This window comes from Mucilaginibacter sp. GW822-FHT03E02 (genome assembly GCF_058801545.1).
This window is the reverse complement of the sequence record NZ_JBXANJ010000001.1, coordinates 5,136,178-5,154,732: the sequence shown is the minus strand read 5'-3', so window position 1 is coordinate 5,154,732 and position 18,555 is coordinate 5,136,178. Positions and strand designations below refer to the sequence as shown.

The 18,555-nt window shown below is 53.2% G+C and carries 5 protein-coding genes; all 5 read right to left on the bottom strand.

All coding sequences use genetic code 11. The features are described from left to right. Nucleotides 1-626: 626 nt before the first annotated feature. The 5 genes from AC1RM2_RS21390 to AC1RM2_RS21370 are packed head-to-tail and all read right to left on the bottom strand — an operon-like array spanning nucleotide 627 to nucleotide 18,555. Entirely contained in the window at nucleotides 627-9,560 is an 8,934-nt protein-coding gene (locus tag AC1RM2_RS21390; RefSeq protein WP_492987194.1) for an RHS repeat-associated core domain-containing protein, read from the bottom strand. Nucleotides 9,561-9,570: 10 nt separating this feature from the next. Further along, a complete protein-coding gene (locus tag AC1RM2_RS21385; protein ID WP_492987193.1) occupies nucleotides 9,571-10,362 on the bottom strand; it encodes a hypothetical protein in 792 nt (263 codons plus the stop codon). A 17-nt stretch (nucleotides 10,363-10,379) separates the two neighbouring features. Next, nucleotides 10,380-17,021: a hypothetical protein gene (locus tag AC1RM2_RS21380; protein WP_492987192.1), complete on the bottom strand. Its 6,642-nt coding sequence runs from the start codon at nucleotides 17,019-17,021 to the stop codon at nucleotides 10,380-10,382. Then, a complete protein-coding gene (locus tag AC1RM2_RS21375) occupies nucleotides 17,018-17,473 on the bottom strand; it encodes a hypothetical protein (RefSeq protein ID WP_492987191.1) in 456 nt (151 codons plus the stop codon). The genes AC1RM2_RS21380 and AC1RM2_RS21375 overlap by 4 nt, the downstream gene beginning before the upstream one ends. After that, entirely contained in the window at nucleotides 17,473-18,555 is a 1,083-nt protein-coding gene (locus AC1RM2_RS21370; RefSeq protein ID WP_492987190.1) for a DUF928 domain-containing protein, read from the bottom strand. The genes AC1RM2_RS21375 and AC1RM2_RS21370 overlap by 1 nt, the downstream gene beginning before the upstream one ends.

Here is an 18,555-nt window from a genome sequence, read left to right as displayed (position 1 = left end):
GTGCGGATTAAGTTTAATATTTGTTTAGTACTGCGCGTTTTTTATCCAGATTTTGATCGGGAATCAATTTTACTTTTTCTTAAACAATTTCATCTTTGAAAATCCCATCACTTATCCATAAATATTTTTGAAATTTTCTATTTTATATTTGTAAGCACAAATAATAACTTCCATTTAATTACTTATCATTCTATCGTATGAAAAACACTTTATCAATAATCATAGCTATCCTATTATTTAGTTGCAATAACATCAACTGGGTTTCTGACGAAAAATTTTACGGAGAATGGGAAATAGATAAAGTTTATTACACTAAGGGCACTAATATTTCCCAACGCTTAATTTTACCGGCATTGCTATTAAACAAGGACCATTCCTGTTTTTTACCCGTTTCGCGACCTATGCTCGAAGATTCGATATACAACAAAGGTATTTGGTCCATTTATATAAAAGAAAATTTTATGTACATAAAGATCGAATCGAAAAATTATATTTTTAATAAAAGCTTCCAAATCATAAACTACGAAGGTGCTCATGAAACATCACATGGTCAGCAAAGTAAAATGACTTTGTTATCCGATAGCCTTAAAATAGACTTTACCAAGAATACTTTTTAATGCTATTCTTTATTCACTAGCAGCAGCTGGTTTGCTTGAAACTTTTTTCTCTGTGTAAGTATGATCTCTCTTTGGTAACGCTGATCGTTTATGTGCACCGTTATATGTTCTTAAATTTTTTGAAACTTGTTTCACAATTTTCATTCCGGTATCATAGATACCTTGGTCATCTGTTAAATTTATACCAGTAAGTACGACATTTGCAATATCGCCGAGACTACTATTATTTTGGTATTTGGATGGTACTAATCCTTTGTTGATTGCTATTCCAATATCACGATACACTTTATTCAGCAATAGTGACTTGTGTTCCTCTATCAATTGGCGGTCTTCGCCCGTTTTATAGTTTGCAAACTGTTCTAGTCCCCAGTTAATTACATCAAATGCTAAAAACCCTTTGGCCGTAGCACGTGACCCTTTCCCGCTTGAAAGCCCGATTGGATCACGCTTAACCGTGTATCTCTGATCTTCCACCCCATAGGAATTAATCGGGTTCTCTATTTTGAATTGTGAGGGATTTACCCATGCATCGATTCCGTAGCTATTTGTAGTCCTATCCATATGTATATAGCCATCTGGGCTAGTCTGAAAAAGTGGAAAAAAGTCCAATTCACCTACATCCTTCGAGAGTCCAACCGTATAGTCCGACCAATTCTTCTGATCTTGAGCAGCAAGGTTCCAAATGTTTTGTGTGACTTGATTAAAATTCGCAAGATTTAGCGAAACCCTGTAACCGTCTATCCTTATCCGAGACTCGTTTAGCCCCAAATATTCCTTTCCATCCAAATCGATACCATCGATCGGCCTATTGGAAGCAAACTGATATGGTGTTAGTTCAGGATAAGATTTTGCAATAGGATCTACACTCAAAAATCTAGCTACTCTCGGATCATATATCCGCATTCCATAATCCTGCTCACCGCCCGTACCCTTTCCTATATCATTATCATTTTCCTTCCCATTAAAGCCATATCGATATACTTTTCCTAAATCGTAGTTTCTGTTTGGTATCAGCGCACCAAAAGCGAAATACTCCTGCGCGGTGGTAACTTCCGGTTCATAATAATCAATGGTGGTTCCGTTGGTGCTATGGGCTAACCGTTTATCGGTTATTGTGGCCAGCACATTCCCCAGGTGATTGGATAGCTCGTACTGTTTGTGCCCGATGGTATCCCAAACGGTTGCAGCGTTGTTGTTGTTGCTGAGGTTCACATTGGGTTCCCAGGTTCCCAGGCGGCTGCTGCCGTACAGGTTCTGTTCGCGCCAGTTGACCTGGCTTTGTTTATTGTCATAAACGGCCATGGCATTACCCTGGGCGTCCCTAACGTACCAGGTGGTGATCCCGTTGACTATTTTGCTGGCGCGCTGGCCGGCAGGGTCGTAGTTATAGGCGATGTTTGGACCCTCGGTTTTGGTGATGGCTTTGATCTTGCCGTAAACGGTCCAGTCTATGTTAGAGATACTGGCCTGCTGGTCTTTGGTCAGGTTGCCGATGAGGTCGTACTGGTAGTTATCGGTGACCTGGTCGTGGAGGTCCTGCGGGTTACCGGCACTGTTGTAAGGTACGGCGTCGCTGACATGCCTTAATTTATTATTGACCAGGTTGCCGTTGCCGTCGCGGTTATAGTTATAGGACAGGTCGTCCATGGCTTTCGGGGCGGCAAAAACGTCGCCCTGGCGGAAGGCGGTTTTGATATTGCCGTTGCCGTCATAGCTGAACCGTTCGTTCATGCCGTCGTAGGCGGTCAGGGTACCCGGCAGCGTGTTCTGGTGCGGGGTATTGGCCGTGATCCTGTTCAGCTGGTCATACCGATAGGTATTCAGCATCGGCGGCTGTCCGATGGCGGGCAGGCTTTGGGCGATACCGGCGATATTGCCGTTATACAGCGGGTAAAAATCGGGCTGGGTCTCCAGTACCTTGTCAAAAGGGTTGACCCCGCCGATGGGTTTGTAATCGTTCGGGTAATAATACAGGTTATAGCTGAAGGCGTCCTGGCCGACGCCGTTGGCCCCATCGTTGCCGATGTCGGTGGTCAGGGCGGGCTGCGCGCCGTTCACGGTCCGGTTTACCCCTTTGACCCAGCCCTGCAGGGTATAAGCATGGTCGATACCCTGCACCTTGTTATTGATATCGCCGAGCTCATACCTGGCCAGCGGACCGTGCAGGTAATACTGATAGGAGGCGTCCATCCGTTTTTTGTCAGGATCGAGCTGGCTGCCCCTGCCGGTGGCGTTGATATCGGCCAGCGGGCTGGTCCAGGCTTCGGTGAGGCGGTTTTCGGCATCGTACCGGTAATCATAATAAAACTGGTCGGGCTGGTTCTTTTGGTAGCTGACAAAATTCACTTTGCCGCTTACCAGGTCGTATTCATAGTCGATCCGTTTAAGTTCGAGGCCGGCAATTTGCTGGTACAGCGTTTTGACGTTACCGTCCAGGTCATAGTTATAATAGGTCGCCTGCTGTACGGGTCCGGCCTGGGTATCCCGGTAGGCGGACGCGGCGACGCGTTTGCGGAGGTTATCCTGGCTGACGGACTGGATGCCGTTGCCCGTTGGGGCAGGCACGTCGTAATAGGTATTGGTGATCTGCACATTGGTACCGGCGGCCAGGAAGGCGTTATAGGTGCTGTCGCTGAGGTAATCCGGGTTCCCCATGTTGACGGCAGTTTGCTTTTTCTGCCCGACCTCGGTGATCTTGCCCAATGGTTCGTAAACGGTATAGCTGTAGTCGTTATTCGGCAGCTGTTTGTCGTTCTGCGAGGTGACCAGGCGGCTGAGCAGGTCGTACCAATAGCGGTTGATGCCGCCATCGGGGCTTTGCTGCTTGTTGACCTGGTTAGTGCTGTTGTAGGCATAGGTCGTCGGCATCCGGTGGTTCGGGAATACCGGGGCATAGGCGAACTCGTCCGTATTCAGGTTATCGATGGAAGTGACGGAGTTCGGGTCCGGGATATTGGCCCGGTACCAGTACATGGCCGTGTCATTGGTCGGCAGGAAGTAGGGGTTGGTTGCATTATGGTAAACCTCTGCCGAATCCATGATCCGGTTATACATTCGCAGGTGCTTCAGCGTGCCGAAATTATCCGGCACATTGGCCGCCAGGCCGCCGGGGCCGATATTCAGACCGCAGCCCGCATAAGGCGCACCGGACACCGCCGGCATCAGCTTACCGTTATAATAGGCTTTAATCGTATCTGTTAAAAAATTGCCACTGGTCAGCACAACATGCTGCCAGTTGGTAAAGGGTGTTTGTTTGGCCACGCTCACGGTATAATGGCTGGCCGCCAAAACAGACACTGAATTGGTAGCGGCTGAATCCAGCTTATACACATCCACGCTCATCAGCGTGTCATGGACGCAGGTCTGGAACAGGATCTTGTGGTCGGGCGTGGTGGCCACCAACTGGTTGCCATTTTGGTGATTATTATAGAACCACATTTCGATACTGCGGCCTGCGGTATCTCTGGCGGCCAGCATGTTGGACAGGGAATCCAGCGCGGCCGGTTTGTCGGTGTGGACCATCGCATGGTCGTACACGTCATAGTCTGCCGCGACGGCGAATTGCTGCCGGTAATTGTCAACCGCCGGAAAAGCGGATTCATCCAGTAAAGAAACGCCTTCGGGCGGTACGGTCCGCACGAGGTTATCCGCCTGGTCGTAGTAATACAGCGTATAGTGGTATACTTTCTGGGCGGCGAACAGGTTCAGGTTGGCCCGGGCCGCGGAGCAGGTACTGATATAGCTGGCCCGGAACAGGTTTTTTTGTTCCTCGATATAGGCCAGGTAATCCCGTTTACCGTTGGCGACTTCGGCGGCCATCTGCCCGGCGATGCAGTCAAAGGTATTGACCGGCTGCGCTGCCGCGGCTCCCACCTGGTTACAAAGCGTTTTGCCGGGATTGGCAGCAAGGGAAGTTTCGTAATCCATGTACTGGTCATAGGTCAACACGAAACCCCAGCGCTGGTTCATAAAATTGGCAAAGATCAGCCGGTAATTGGCGTCGGTTGTGTCCAGCCCGCCTGCAAACCGGGTTTGCAGGTCGGCCTTGGCCGCCGTGTAATCGGTTGACATTACGCAACCGCTGGTACCCGGCTGCATAAACACCGGCAGCGTCATATCGTAGGCCAATAAAAACCGGCATTGCGTACAGGAGTTTTGCAGGGTAGCGAGGTCTGCTGCCGATAAGTTCATGGCTGCGCCATACAGCTGGCTCAGGTAATCAAACAGCGACAGGGAACTACTGTGTGCGGTATTATACGCGTCTTTTTGTCCCTGCAACTGCTGCAGGCGGTCGCAGATATCGCTGCTGCTGGCCGAAATGCTCATCGGGCTGCTTTGCTGTTTCGCGGCATACGGGTAGGGCGAACCGATCAGCCAGGGGTTGAGCCGGCTGCTGAAGCTGCCGATGTGCAGCGTCCCTTTGATCGCATCGCCGAAGCTGGCGTAGCCGGAGGCGGACAGCCGGCCCGGGGGCAGTGTACTGGCGCCGAAAGGATGGTCGAGGTCGCCGCCCGCGGCGCAGATCTCGATCAGTTTCGCCCGAAGGGCGGTGGTATCCGCGGTGGCGTAACCGGTCAGGCCGGGCCGCAAGGCGGCCATCCAGCCGTCGGCATTGGCTTCGCAGGAGCTTTGCACCTGCTGCACCGCCTGGTCTTTGTTCTGCTGTACCTCGCTGGTTACATCGCCGGTAATCATATTACGGTTTATTTCGTTAAACCGGGATTCTTTGACAAGCAGTACCGCAGGACAGCTGTTCGGCGCCGCGTCGTAGACCATGTCGAACAGCCAGACATTCTGCCGGTTGACGGTGGTATTATTGGCCTGGTGGATGCTCAGGCAGGTATAGAACGTGGCGGTCGCGGCGACAGCCTGGCCAAGGGCGTTGGTACCGTTAAAAACAGGCTGGCTGCCTGCAGTTCCCGGTGCCACGGTCAGCAAATGCCGCTGGGGGAAGGTGCCGCTGAAGTACGTGTTATTACCTGCTACCGATACGGCCTCCACCACGACGGGGTTACTGCAGCTGGTCAGGTCCGCCGTGCCGTCGAAATACCAGGTTTCCTCGGTATTACCCTCGCGGTGGCCGAGCACCAGCTGATGATCGGTCACGCTGTACAGCGTATATTTTACGCCGTTGCTGTAGAGGGCGAAACTGCAGTGCGGGTCCATTTCCCAGTTGGCGGAATAGTTATGGATGTTACCGGCTACGTCGTAGGTATTGTCCGGCTTAATCGTGAGCGTACCATAGAAATAGGAGCCGCTGCCTGGCTGCAGGGTCGTGGTCCCGGTCAGCTGGTTATTGCTGTCGTAGGTTTTTTGTACAATATGCGCGTTGTTCCAGGAATTGAACAGCAGCGGGTTGGCCAGGCAGTCCGGGCAAACGATCGACTGGATGCTCAAACCCTGCACAGGGATATGTTCCGGGATACAGAAGGTCTGCTGACCTTGTCCGGCCGCGAACTGGAACACGGTCTGCAGGCCGGAAATATCCGTTCCCGCGGGATAGGCGATGGTTACCGTAACCGCAGTACCGAGTTTGCCGGGTACATAAGACAGGGAAATCGTCTGCTGCGGTGCCGGGCACTGGCTGGTTGGCGGGCCGTCCACGGCGGAATAGGTAGCTATAGTAAAATCAGACGGTACCGGGCAGGGGTTATTCGGCGGCATGGCCAATGGGGTACCGACCGGGCAGGCGCCGGCACAGGTGGTTGTCGCCCGGAGCCTTTCATAATAAACCTCTTTCAGGGAAAAATAAAGTTCTTTATAGCTGCTCCACTCCCGGTCCGGAACGCGGCAGGAGCTCACCGGCGAACAATTGTCCCAGCTGTTGCTGGGGTCGTTCAGCGTGTTGGTGCTGACCTGGCTGCCGCTGCAATACAGGAGGTAGTCGATAAATGCGGTAAGCCCTTTTGTCGTCGAGGCCTGGTTACCGGCTACATTCAGCGAATAGTTCAGCAGGTCGGCCTGCATCGCATTTTTGAGTGCTGCCCCGGGCCCGTCCGCCTGGAAAAAAGGGTCGGCATTCAGCAGCCAGGCCGCGTTGGCATGGTCATATTGAAAATTCGCAGGTGCGCCGGGGATCGTGCTGATGTCGGCCGTTTTGGCGATATTGTCCTGCACCTGCTGGTCCCAGCTTTTATAGGCCGAGTTGGCGATACAAAACTGTAGTTTACAATATTCGGGGTGGTATTGCAGGAACCTGGCCGCCCAGCTGTCTTTCCAGTAGTGTACCAGTTGCGGCAGGGTAAAGGACGCATCGTACGGCGAAGTGACCGTGCCGTCGGGCAGGGTGATCAGTTCATCCTGGTAGCGGCTGTCTGTACCGGCCAGCACGGGGAACTGGGTCCTCCAGTTGGTATAGAGCACATTAGTAACCTGCTCCAGCGCCACGCCGTTTTTATCAAACAACGCATATTGACCGCCGGGCGAAACATCGGCCAGCATCAGGGTCTCGTACTGTTCGCAGGGGGAAACGCTCGGATGCAGGTTACAGGTGGCCGCCAGGGAATCACAATACAACTTCAGGTAATCGTATTTGGCGTTTACCCAGGTTTGAAAAACGGAACCTGCCACGTCGGCCGAATCCACGTCCAGCGCCTTCAAACGGGCGGCAAACAGCCCGGTAAAATCAGTTTTGGCGCCCAGGGTTTGCACACAGGTTTTACAGTCACTCAGGCAGCCTTTAAAATCGATGCTGTCCAGGTAGGGCAGGATAAAGCCGAATTCCTTTTTCAGCGCGCCGTTCTGTTGTCCTTTGATCACAAACTGGTCGACATAATCCTCCATTACGGTCTTACTGAAGGCCAGTTCGAAACTGACATAATACTCGCCGATCGCGGGGAAAGTAACATGCATGGAATCCGTAGCCATGCCCTGCCCGTTACAGTCGGCGGTCTTGGAGCCGATCTGTATAGGCGTGGTGTTGGCATAGATCACGGTATTGCAGTCATTGACGATTTTGATACGGAGATCATAATAGCAATTGCTGCAGATGGCTTTCGCTCCGCCGGGATACTGGTCAACCAGCTTTTGTATGTTGTAATTCAATATTACAGGTCCGTTAACCGGGGCCAGGTAGGTCGTGTTCGCCGAAATTTTAAGCGCCGAATTATCAAACGTGAATTTACTTTGGTCAAGCAGGTTGATCGCCTTGTACTGCGCCGGAACGATAGAGCTCAGCGAATCCATACCGGCAGGCGCCGGGCCGGTCAGGGCGGTGGCGATGGTCTTGCCGCTGGCGTTGACATAACTGATACTGGTCTGCCCGTTCGGGTCGACGGTCATATTCTTGAGGTAATGGCTGGCAAAGCCTACATCGTTGCCAAACAGCTGGTCCAGCTCCCATTGCTCGGGCTTCCCGTAATAGAATTTCGTGGTCTTGCTCGGGTATAAATTGCCCGGCTGGAAGATTTTTCCTACGCCGCCCTGTATCTTGAGCCGGCCGGTATTATCCGCGGTGTATTCATTGACGGACAATGGAAAACCTTCGGCGTCGGGGATATACTTATTATAGTTCTTATCGCCCATAAAAGGGTTCTGGGGCGAATAATACAGCGAAGCGCCGGAGGAGGTCTTCAGCGGGTCGGGGTTGAACTCGCAGGAAGCCGCCGGGACCGCGCCCTTAATATTGGCCGCGTTATACGACGAATCGTTCGCGTTCAGGTTGAAATCTTTGAAATAATGCAGGTAAGGATTGCCGGTCCCGCTCTCTTTGACGGGCGCGGGCAGGATGCTGGCCGCCGGACGGCCGAACTCGTCGTAAATATTCTCCTGTACGACCGCGACATTATCGGAATTGTTGATCGTTACCGTCTGCCGACCGCGGAGCGAGCCGTCGAAATAGCTGACCACTTCTTTTTTCTTGCCTTCCTCGGCAAAACTGGCCGAATACTGCCAGTTCAGGCTATTTTGATACCAGTTGAGCGCCCATGCTGCGTAGCTGTTGTTATCCTGGCGGTAATCCCAGTCACCGAGCAGCCGCGTGCCGTCCGCGGCGTATTGCACCTGCCGCATGCGCACGAGGATATAATCGTCGTTATAAACCAGGGAAAGCAGGTAAGCCTGGTCATGGGTGGTGATCCTGGAGGCATTGTGCAGGAAAAGCTTGCCGAGGATACCCGGGCTGACATTGCCCGCCGTACCGGCGGCCATCTGCTGTACCGTGCTGAAATAAGGGTTGCCGTTATTGACTGTAGTCCATTCGATATCGTATTCCTCTGCACCCGTAATGACGGCCCAGGTCAGCTGCAGCTGGTTACCTCCATTGACTAATCCGGTACCGGTACCTGCTGTAAGCGCGTTCGTTTTCAGGCTCATCAGCAGCTTTGATTTCATGGCAGATGAAAAGCCCGGTGAGGACGAAGCTGAGGAGGTGGATTGGGTTGTATTATCCGCACCGCTAACCAAAACGGCGCTTGGTTTAATAACCTGGTGCGGTTTAAACAGGTACTGGCGGTCAATCACGATATGGCTGCTCAGCAGGAAGGCTGCGGGCAGGTCGTTCCCGTATTCCGGGCTGTAGATATTTTCCACAATCACCCGTACCCAATAAGCATTGGCAAATGAATAGGAATCGGTTATTTTATAATTGCTTCCTTTTTTTACCGAATAATTGACATTTAGCCCGATATTTTTAACCTCGGGTACCAGCTGGTCCGGGGAGCTCAGGTATTCCACCTTCAGTTTAAGCTGGCAGCTGAAATCTTTGGTCAGTAAAGCCTCGTCGGTAATGCGCAGGGCGATAAAGTCCTTCACCGAAATATTGGTGATATCGTTCCAGTTGTATTTGGCATTCTTGAACTTTTCGTCCTTAACGATCAGCGTATCGTTGCGTTTGATCTTGCCCTTGATAAAATTTTCATAGGGCTCGGTACCCGCGGAGGCCGCCAGCCGGAGCAAAAAAATACAAATAAACGTAGCGGTAATAAATTTCAGCGTTCTGGTCATCGGTTCAGGTTTACAGGATGATCAATTCATAATTGGCGTACTTTTCGCGGAGCGCCCATTTTCCGTTTTCTTTCCGCACGATATCACCGGGCAGGGGGTACAGGCCGGATTCCGCCCGGTCCTCCTGCCGGTCAACCCGGATCAACACCTTTTTTTCAGTGGCCTTATTGGGGATATCGGTAATATCCGTAAACCGGCTGTAGATCTGCTGCAGCTTATTGGACAGGGTATCATAGGTCACGGACAACTCCTTGCAGGTCACGTGCCTTTCGTTCCGGATGGAAATCTTTTTTGTACTGCCCTGCGGTACGGCCTGGAGGCTGTAATTTTCCGAACGCAGCTGGGAAATGATCAGCCTGGTACTTTTTACCGGCGGGGCGGCCTCAAACTGCCCGGCGGACAGGGCGATCTTTTTGTTGTCATGATCAATAAAAATGTTCAGGCCGTCCTGGTTGACGGTCTCTGTTCTGCCGAGCAGGTAATAAATGCTTTTGCCCCGTTTGTTAAACAGGAATTTCAGGTCGCGGATATTATTAGCCGAGTCTTTGCCGTCCGTCACATTGATGCTGCCGGCGTACAGGCAGTTGACTTTACTAAAATCCATAGACCGCAGCAGGCTGTTGAACTTTCCGACCGCCAGGGTATCATATACCAGGACGGGCAGGGTACCGGACTGTGCTGTTTTTCGCGGCGCGGCCGACCGGCCGCTGACAGCAAGGCCGACGGCGCGGCCCAGCAGGGCAAGCCCGGTTAAAGCGATGGCAATCAATAGGGTAATTTTAACTTTAGCTATTTTTTTCATAACAAACTCGGAATAAATCAGGAACCGCTTTTTTTATAGGAGGAGCGGGTCTCCTTAATCGTCATGATCCCCCGCTCGGTTTCTTTCTTGACCCGGATCAGCAGGCCTTCATCGTCATACTCGTAAAAGGTCGCGAAGCCGTTTTCATCCAGCTCAGCCATCAGCCGCATCGTTTGATCATCGTAGACATAAGTCTTCATATGCGAATCAAAAGGGTGCATCCGGATATCATCAATGTACACGGTTGCGTCAACGGGACTGATCAGTACATGAAAGCCGTTATCTGCACCAAGGGTTGGTGTGGTAATGGTCCCTTCAACCAGCTTCCAGTCTTCAACCAGTGCTTTACAGGTCAGCGGCACATTCGTTCCGTTTACGGACAAGGTCAGGTTAACCGACTTGTCGGCGGGATGGGTATCCTTCACCCAGGCATTGAAAATATATTTTTTGGAGGGCGCCGGCTCAAATCCATTTGGGTAAATGCCGACATCCTTCCGGGTATTGTATTCGCCATATGCATTGATGGTGAGCAGGCTGTCTATCCCGAGGTTTTTATCATGCACCCGGCTGTTCAGCTGTATCCCGGCTGCGGGCAGCAGCAGGCTGTAATTCCCCGAGTGCGCGGTATCGGCGACGATCAGCGGCTTGATAGAAGCCATCGTGCCAGCCTGCACGAATTCGAAGGACTTCGTACTATCCGGCACGGTGCCCGGGGTAAAGAAACTATCCTCGAAAGCGCCGGCATAGATCTCCCGGTTCATCGCGTTGGAGGCCACCGCCGCGGGCTGCTCGCCGTTAAATACGAATTTCGCCGCGCTGTACCGGTTCAGGGCATCTTTATTTTCGAGCTGCTGGCTGAATTTGTCATACGAGGTAACGGTATTGGCCGTCACCCAGCGGGCCCGGTTCCCAATCTGGTTGCTTTGCCAGCCGGGTGTCTCTCCTTTCGTGATATCCCCGTAGAACCAGTAAGAAGCAAAATTATTGATGTAACCGCCGGACTTGACGTCCACCCCTTTTTCGGGTAAATTGGAACTATACCGGGACTGCTGGAAAACCTTGCTTTGGTAGGTACGCCAGTTGCCCAGGTAACCGCCGATATAGGGGTTGGTGAACCGGCGGTAGGTAAAGCGGTAGGTTTTGACACCGTTAACCGTCCGGAAGCTCTGCAGGTCGGGGTCATTCACGAGGTTTCGGGTAGTAAACAACACCTGGATGCCCGAACCGTCGGCAGGCGCGTTTTCGAGCTGGCTGAGCGTATTGTGGTACAGCTCGATACCGATCCCGCCAGGGTTGGTGGATGGATTATCCGGGTGGCCCGCAGGCAAGGGCTGATTGGTACACTCGGCCGTTAAATAATGCTTCCCTGCGGTCAGGTGCAGCGGCAGTACCGTCCAGTACAGCGAGCTTTGGGCGGGGTTGGGCAGGGGTATGTTGTCCAGGGAATAGTGGAAATCATCATCGCCCGAATAGCCAAGGGTATACATGCCCTCAGTGGCTACGCTGAAGGTAGTTTCAAACCCTAAGCTGACGTTCAGGTATTGGGTATTCGGCGGATTAAGCCAGATACCGGAGCGGTCGAGCCCGCCCTTTAAAAAGGCGTTCTGTACGACCCTGGTGACCGGGGTATCCAGCAGCATGGCGCCGTCCTGGCCATGATTGGAATTGCCTGTCGAAGCGGTAAAGGTAAATACCGCGGAGGTATTTTCCACCCGGGTACTGTCGGAGGGGTTATTGCTCAGTTCCACCGGCCAGTTCTGGTTAAACGTGGCAGCAGATGCATTGATCACCCCCAGGCCTGTCATATCTTCGTTGGCGGTAATACGGAGCTTCCCGTTCTGGATCGGGTTATTGAGCGAAACGATCGCTGCTGCCTCCGCGTCCAGCAGGTTCCGGAAGCCCGAACGTACCAGCTTGACCAGGCCCGCAGCGTTGAAATAGGAAACGAGCTGGCCTTTGCGGTTGATGAGCTTTTTGGAACTACCGGTTGACTGGCCGGCCCGGTTATCGATGACCCAGTACCGGGTACCGGTCGTGAGATCCGCGATCTCGTCGCCCGCCTGTAAAAACCCGCTGTAACCGGCCGGCTCCCCGTTGGCGTTGGTGCTGAAATTTTTCAGCACGATGCCCATATTCTGGTAAGCAGCCCCCATGCCTTTGTAAGCCCAGTAGGCCGGCATGTTCAGCGAATAAATGTTTTTATTGAACTCGTTCTGGGTTTTGGTGACCAGGGCTTTACCGGTCAGCCCGTCATAGGCCAGGTTCTGGGTGGTAATGGCTGACCCGTTCTGGGTCTTCACTACCCGGTCTACGATGCCGTAATAGGTGCTGACCTTGACCGCGCAGACCGAGCGGAACAGCTTGTAGTCGGAATTATCCGCGTTCGGAAAGTGCGGCAAAGGGAAGATGAACCAGCCCAGGCCGACCATGTCAAAACCGAGGTTATAGGAATGGCCCGCGTTCCGGGATTCGTTTTCCCGGAAGTCGGTAAAAAACTCGATATCGCGGCCGATCACCTGGTTGGGAGAAACCGTACCGTCGGGGTTGACGATATTGACCAGGTTTTTCAGCCGCAGCTCCGAGGCTCCTTTTGGCTCCGCATTGTAATAATAAATGGTCGAGGCGATCTCGGAACGGGCCGAATTGTAGGTCTTAACGGCCTTGGCCTTGCCGTGCATATCGTTGAGCTCCACGGCATAACCCTGCGACATGCACAGCTCGTCTATGCTCGTTGCCCCGATGAAGGACAGGTAGTTGACGGGCTTGTTATGTTTGGCTGCGATCGGCAAAACGGTAACCTGTACCGGGAAGTCCTTCGCCGTGTAGAACTCGTTAACGGTATAACCAGTGCGCAGGCCGGGGTCCGGGTCGCCGTAGCGGTCCAGGTCGGTCACCGTGACCTTGCTGTACCCGACCGTCGGGGCCGGGAAGAAGGATTCGCCGAAAGGCTCCTCGAGGTCGAAGAAATTATCGATGGCGCCCTTGATCTTCTGGATATAGGGCACGGGCTGTTTCAGCGGATTCTCATCATTGCCGATGGAAGGCTCATAAGCGGCCACGCCGCTGCTGACCGTGCCGGTGTTATCGGTGGTGGTATAGTCATAGGCCTGGCCGTAGCTGGCGGTAAACCCTTTGGTATTGCCCGACATCTCCTGCCAGTCGTCGCTGATCTGCACTTTTTTGACCCGGACACCGCCGCCCAGCTTAAAGCCATCCTGTTTGACCAGTTTGACGAATGACCTGTCCAAGTGTACCCGGGCGCCGAAATTCCGCTTGAATGATTTCTGGTAAAAATTCTGGGCCAGCTCGCTGAGGTTCCCGAAGGCACTGAAAATGGCCGAAACCGCCTTCGTGACCGAGGACTGCGCGGCTTCGCTGCCCGCCCGTTTATCAAAGCCCGGGTAAGCGAACCTGGGGTACTCGTTCTTCAGGGTCTGCCAGGCGGAAAAGATCATCGGGTTGGCGGTCACCCCTCCGTCGCTCCTGTCCTCCAGCATGACCTTGGCGTACCCGCCGGAAACCGTTACCGAGGCCACCTTCGAGTAACAGGGCACGAAGTCGTAATCCGTTTCCGGCGTACTGAAGCTGTAGGGGGTCGACATTTTGGTAAACACCTTGGTATAAATATAGTCTGCACCGTTCAGGTAGTTCTTTTTGAACCACTGGGTCTGGTTTTCCGTACTGCCCGGGGCCGTCGAAACGCTGACCTTGAACCCTTTGGCATCTTTCAAACAGCTGACGGAGGCGGAGTCCAGGTCGTTGCCTTGTGCGTTAATGAAGGACTGGATGCCCGACATGGCCATCGCCCGCTTGTTTTGCACATAGGCATAATCATCGGATTCGTAATTCACACTGATCGCCCCGCCTGTGGGCAGTTTAATCGTATTCAAATGCCATAAAGCGGCATTCTGGTCCACCCGGTCCTTCACCGAATGACTGCCCGGCTGGTCCTGGTTGGTGTAGGGATATTCGTCGTTTTTGAGGGGCAGGTTATTTTCGTCAGCGGATTTATATACCCCCCAGCGGTCGGTCAGCATATCGCCGTAGCCGATTTCCTGGCCGTTAACCGATTTGTTGTAGGTAAAAACATAAGGGTGGTTCACGCCCCTGGTGCTGTTGCCATATTCGAAATAAACCCGTTTCAGGGTCAGTTTTCCTCCTTTGGCCGGGTCGGCCGACAGGCCTGACTGGTTATCCGCCGAATTGGGCACCCCCCGGCAGAGTTCATAGCTATAGTCAAATTTCACGACCTTGATGGGCCGGCTCCGGTCCGCCTTGGAATACAGCCGGATCTCCCTCAGGCATTTCTGGCGGGTCCCCAGGTCGGTATTCGCCCCAGTATAGTTGGTCACGCCGAGTGCGTCGCTCCGGTCCTGGGTAATAAAATAAGCGATCTTGGTCTTGGTTTCGATGGTATGAATATACCAGAGTTCCTTCTCCCCGTACACGATACTGACTTTATCGTCATCCGGGTCGGCGAGCAGGCCGCGGTTGAGGGTGGCATTATGAAAGGGGGTCCGCCATTTGAAAAGGCCGGGCACCTTGGAGTAATTGAATTTAATGGCTGTTCCCATGTCGTCATCACTGATGCCGTCACCGGTACGGTCGGTATAATCGGGGGAGAGTATCGAGGTCAGCAGGAAACTGGAAGCATAGGCCGGGCTGGTCCTTTTCTGGTAATAGTTATCGATGCCCTTGGTATGGTTGATGCCGGAACCGTCGAGCTGTACAGGCACCTGGTTGTTGGTACCTGCAGCGATCTGGTAAACTTTCCCGTGCGCGCCAACGGCATAGCTGTATTCCGCTTGCGTCGCGTTGTAAACCGGCAGGCCGTACACCAGCCGCTTGCCTTCCGGACTGGTCACCGTAATCTCCGAGAGGTGGTGTTTCCGGTGGTAGTCATTGTCTACCCGCGGCAGGCGCGAGGCCGGAACGGGGTGATGGTTAACCGCCGGCCCGAACCCGGAAATATCATTAAACGCGTAATTGCTGATGTCCTTATCCAGGCCCGTTTTAGCGGCCTCTTCAGCGGTCAGGTAAGAGATCACATCGCTGCTTTTCTGGCGGCTGTGTTTCTGCAGGGGACTCAGCGAGGCATTGGTAAAGGCCGCGTTGGCGGTTTTGCCGCTGATACTGACTTCCAGGGGCTGGGTCCCGTGCAGCTTCGACACCATGTCGTTATCTTCCGCAGTCTTTTCGCCGACCACTTTAAAATAGGCATGCTGTGCATTCGGGTCGGTCAGTGAAGCGTCCTGGAAATCGGCCTTGGCCAGGTAATTGTTATTGTCCACCCATTTGCGCGTGGTGTTTTTCGTGTGTTGCTTAAAGTAGGTCACCCCGGCATGGAAATTCTCGCCGTAGCCGACATCCCCGCCGATCGTGGTCACCCCGTCATCATCCGTGACCTCGTTGTCAAAAAAAGCACCCGAGCCGCCGCGGTACAGCCGGAACTGGCCCGAGCCGCCCTGGCTGGTATAGGAAAAAAGATCGGGTGTGTGCACCGGCAGGGCCAGGTTCGGGATATCCGGGATCACCGGGTTTTCTTTTTCCCGGATAAAATCCATCATCGCGTCTTTCTGGTTCTTGCCGCGTTCGGCGTATAAAAAGCCGTAAGCGGGGTTAAAGAGCTGCTGCTGGGCGATCTCCCGGACGCTTTTATAGCCAGAGCCGCCGAAGCCGACAAAAAACACTTCGGCGGCCGGCCCCAGGTCGATACTGAAGGAACCGTACCTCGATTTATACGGGAACTGGATATTCGGGCTGATCGGCTCGGTATTGAAGGACATAAAGGAACCGGAGGAACTCGTGGAACCGGACAAACCGCCACTCTTCGTTTCCACGTTGGTCACGGATAAAGTGTTGTCAACAGTAACAGTCGTCTGCATCTTGGTTGTTTCCGACACGCTGAAACTGGAGCCTAAGGTCAAACTTTTCATGCCGGACCTGCTGTTAAAGCCCAGCGAAGCACTGAGGCCGGCCCGCTCCGTTACCTTGGTATCGGTGCCCTCCTTAATACCCAGGCTCAGGTAGGGGGTCACGTCAACCCCGCTCGCTGTGCTGGAAGTGATCCCAACGCCCAGGCCGGCGGACATCGGCCCGCTGTTGGGGCCGCCGAAGGAGATCCCGGCGTTGACGCCCACGGTGGCCCCGATCCCGGTATAATTGTCGCTGAAAACGCCCAGGCTAAGGGAGCCTGAACCCGTCAGGTTCTTGCCCAGGCCGACCAGTTCGGCTTTGATGGAAACGCTGCCGCCTACGGTTACCTTCGGCTTGGTATAATGATCGGTTTCCACCTGGTCGCCCGACATGTCGTCCGGTATGCCGCGTACCTGGCGGTTAATCGCGCCAACATTAACATTCCAGCCTAAGCCGGTCCAACTGGCCTCGTCATCCATGCCGCTGCCGGAATCATAGTTCAGGTTAAGGGGATAGCCGTCCACGTCCATCAGCGGGATATTGTATTTAAAATCCCCGGTGAACAGGTCCACCATATCGGAGGTACTGGCGGGGGTAAATGCCGTCGTTTCGGGCTGCGTCGGCCCGGAGGTCAGCGCATAGCTCAGGCAGGGCGTCAGGATATTGGTCACCATCAGGCAAAGCAGGCCTGCCGCGATTTTCTTTTGATATCTTCTGTTCATATTCATCCGGCCGTATGTCATGGCCTGTTTAAATTCATTTCGTATTGTTTCCCGTCAATAAACCGGTCCTGGTACAGGATACTGACCGTTTTCATTTGAATCCGGGGCGTGACGGCGATAGTCACCATATATTCAAAACAGGTTGACATGCCGTTCGCAACGGGCTGCACAAGTTGCGGCTGCATGGTCCGGTTGCCGTATTTGATACTGAACGCGCTGTCCATATGGTAATAGAAATCGGCTGCGCGGCCATTACGGTTATTCTCCGCCAGCCAGGCCTTCGAGGGATAGATCCTGATTTTATAGTTCAGCTCGGCCGTATCGCCCGCGGCCTCCTTCATCCGCATGGCCTGCAGGCTGAGCGTGGCGGAGCGGACCTCCCTGAAATCTTCCATGCCCGCTAACCACCGTTCCCCCGGTGTTTTACAGGCTGCCAGGGACAGCAGCGATAAAAATAAATACAGCTTTCTCATCAGTCTTTATATATAAACCTTAAATTCTTAACCGTTCCGTCGGGCAGCCATACCTTCATGATATAGGAATTGCCGTCGGTAAAGGCATCGGTGTTGGCCAGGTCGATCAGTACCTTATTTTTTCCTTTCAGCAATTTGATCCCGGGCAGGCCTTTGATCTTTTTCCCGGGATTGTTCAGGTTCTCTACCTGGTATTTGAGCGCCTGCGCGTTATAGGGGTTCTGCAGGGCGAACTTGATGGTCTCCACGGCCACATAATAATTGCCCCGGGCCAGGTCCTCGATGTCCCGGTAGCCGCCTTCCTCGGGGACGGGCGCTTTTTTTGTCTCCCTGCAGCCCACGTGGAACGACCATATTTCAGAACGGTTCAATACCGTCTGGTCTTTATAGGCGGTCACCTGCCAGGCATAGTTTTTACCTTCCTCCAGTTCCCGCGCGATAGACGGGTAAGGCAGTACCGGTGAACTGATCATCGACTGGTTCACCACCGGCAGGTTATAGTTCAGCGCTTCCACGGCATTCTGCCCGCTTTTGATTTCGGAGATCACCAGCTGGTAAGCGGAACCGGAGATGCCGGGCAGCAGGGGCTGCCAGCTCGTCAGCGGCCGTTTTTCACAAATGGTGTCCCGGTCGTAGGGCTCCGAAAGGTGCAGCTCCGAAAAAGGGATCAGCTCATAATTGAAACATTGCTCAACGGGGAGATCGGCGCCGCTGCCGGAAAAGCTCAGCGTAAAGCAGTATTCGTAATCGCCGGCCGGGAAATTATGATCATGCCGGGTAATGACCGAAACGGTGTTGTTATAAAACTGGATATTGGAACTCTTCAGGGAGCTCCCCGGTATCGAATTAAGGCCTGGCGACAGGTTAAAATTGGTCGTGGTCAGCGTCACGACACTACCGCTTTTGCGTTCGTTTACCGATACGGTCAGGGTAGCGGACCTGTTGCCCGAGGCATTTAATATCCTGCAGTTCAGCAGGCCGTCGACGCTTCTGCCGTAAATATCCGGCGCGAACTGGAAGGTGACCTGGCCCATGGCCGGTACCGAAAAAAGCAGTGCGATGAGGATAAAGATTTTTTTCAT

Bases quoted from the DNA above. Each gene is read 5' to 3' on its own strand.
- AC1RM2_RS21390 (WP_492987194.1), bottom strand. From the start codon at position 9,560: ATGACCAGAACGCTGAAATTTATTACCGCTACGTTTATTTGTATTTTT.
- AC1RM2_RS21385 (WP_492987193.1), bottom strand. From the start codon at position 10,362: ATGAAAAAAATAGCTAAAGTTAAAATTACCCTATTGATTGCCATCGCT.
- AC1RM2_RS21380 (WP_492987192.1), bottom strand. From the start codon at position 17,021: ATGACATACGGCCGGATGAATATGAACAGAAGATATCAAAAGAAAATC.
- AC1RM2_RS21375 (WP_492987191.1), bottom strand. From the start codon at position 17,473: ATGAGAAAGCTGTATTTATTTTTATCGCTGCTGTCCCTGGCAGCCTGT.
- AC1RM2_RS21370 (WP_492987190.1), bottom strand. From the start codon at position 18,555: ATGAAAAAAATCTTTATCCTCATCGCACTGCTTTTTTCGGTACCGGCC.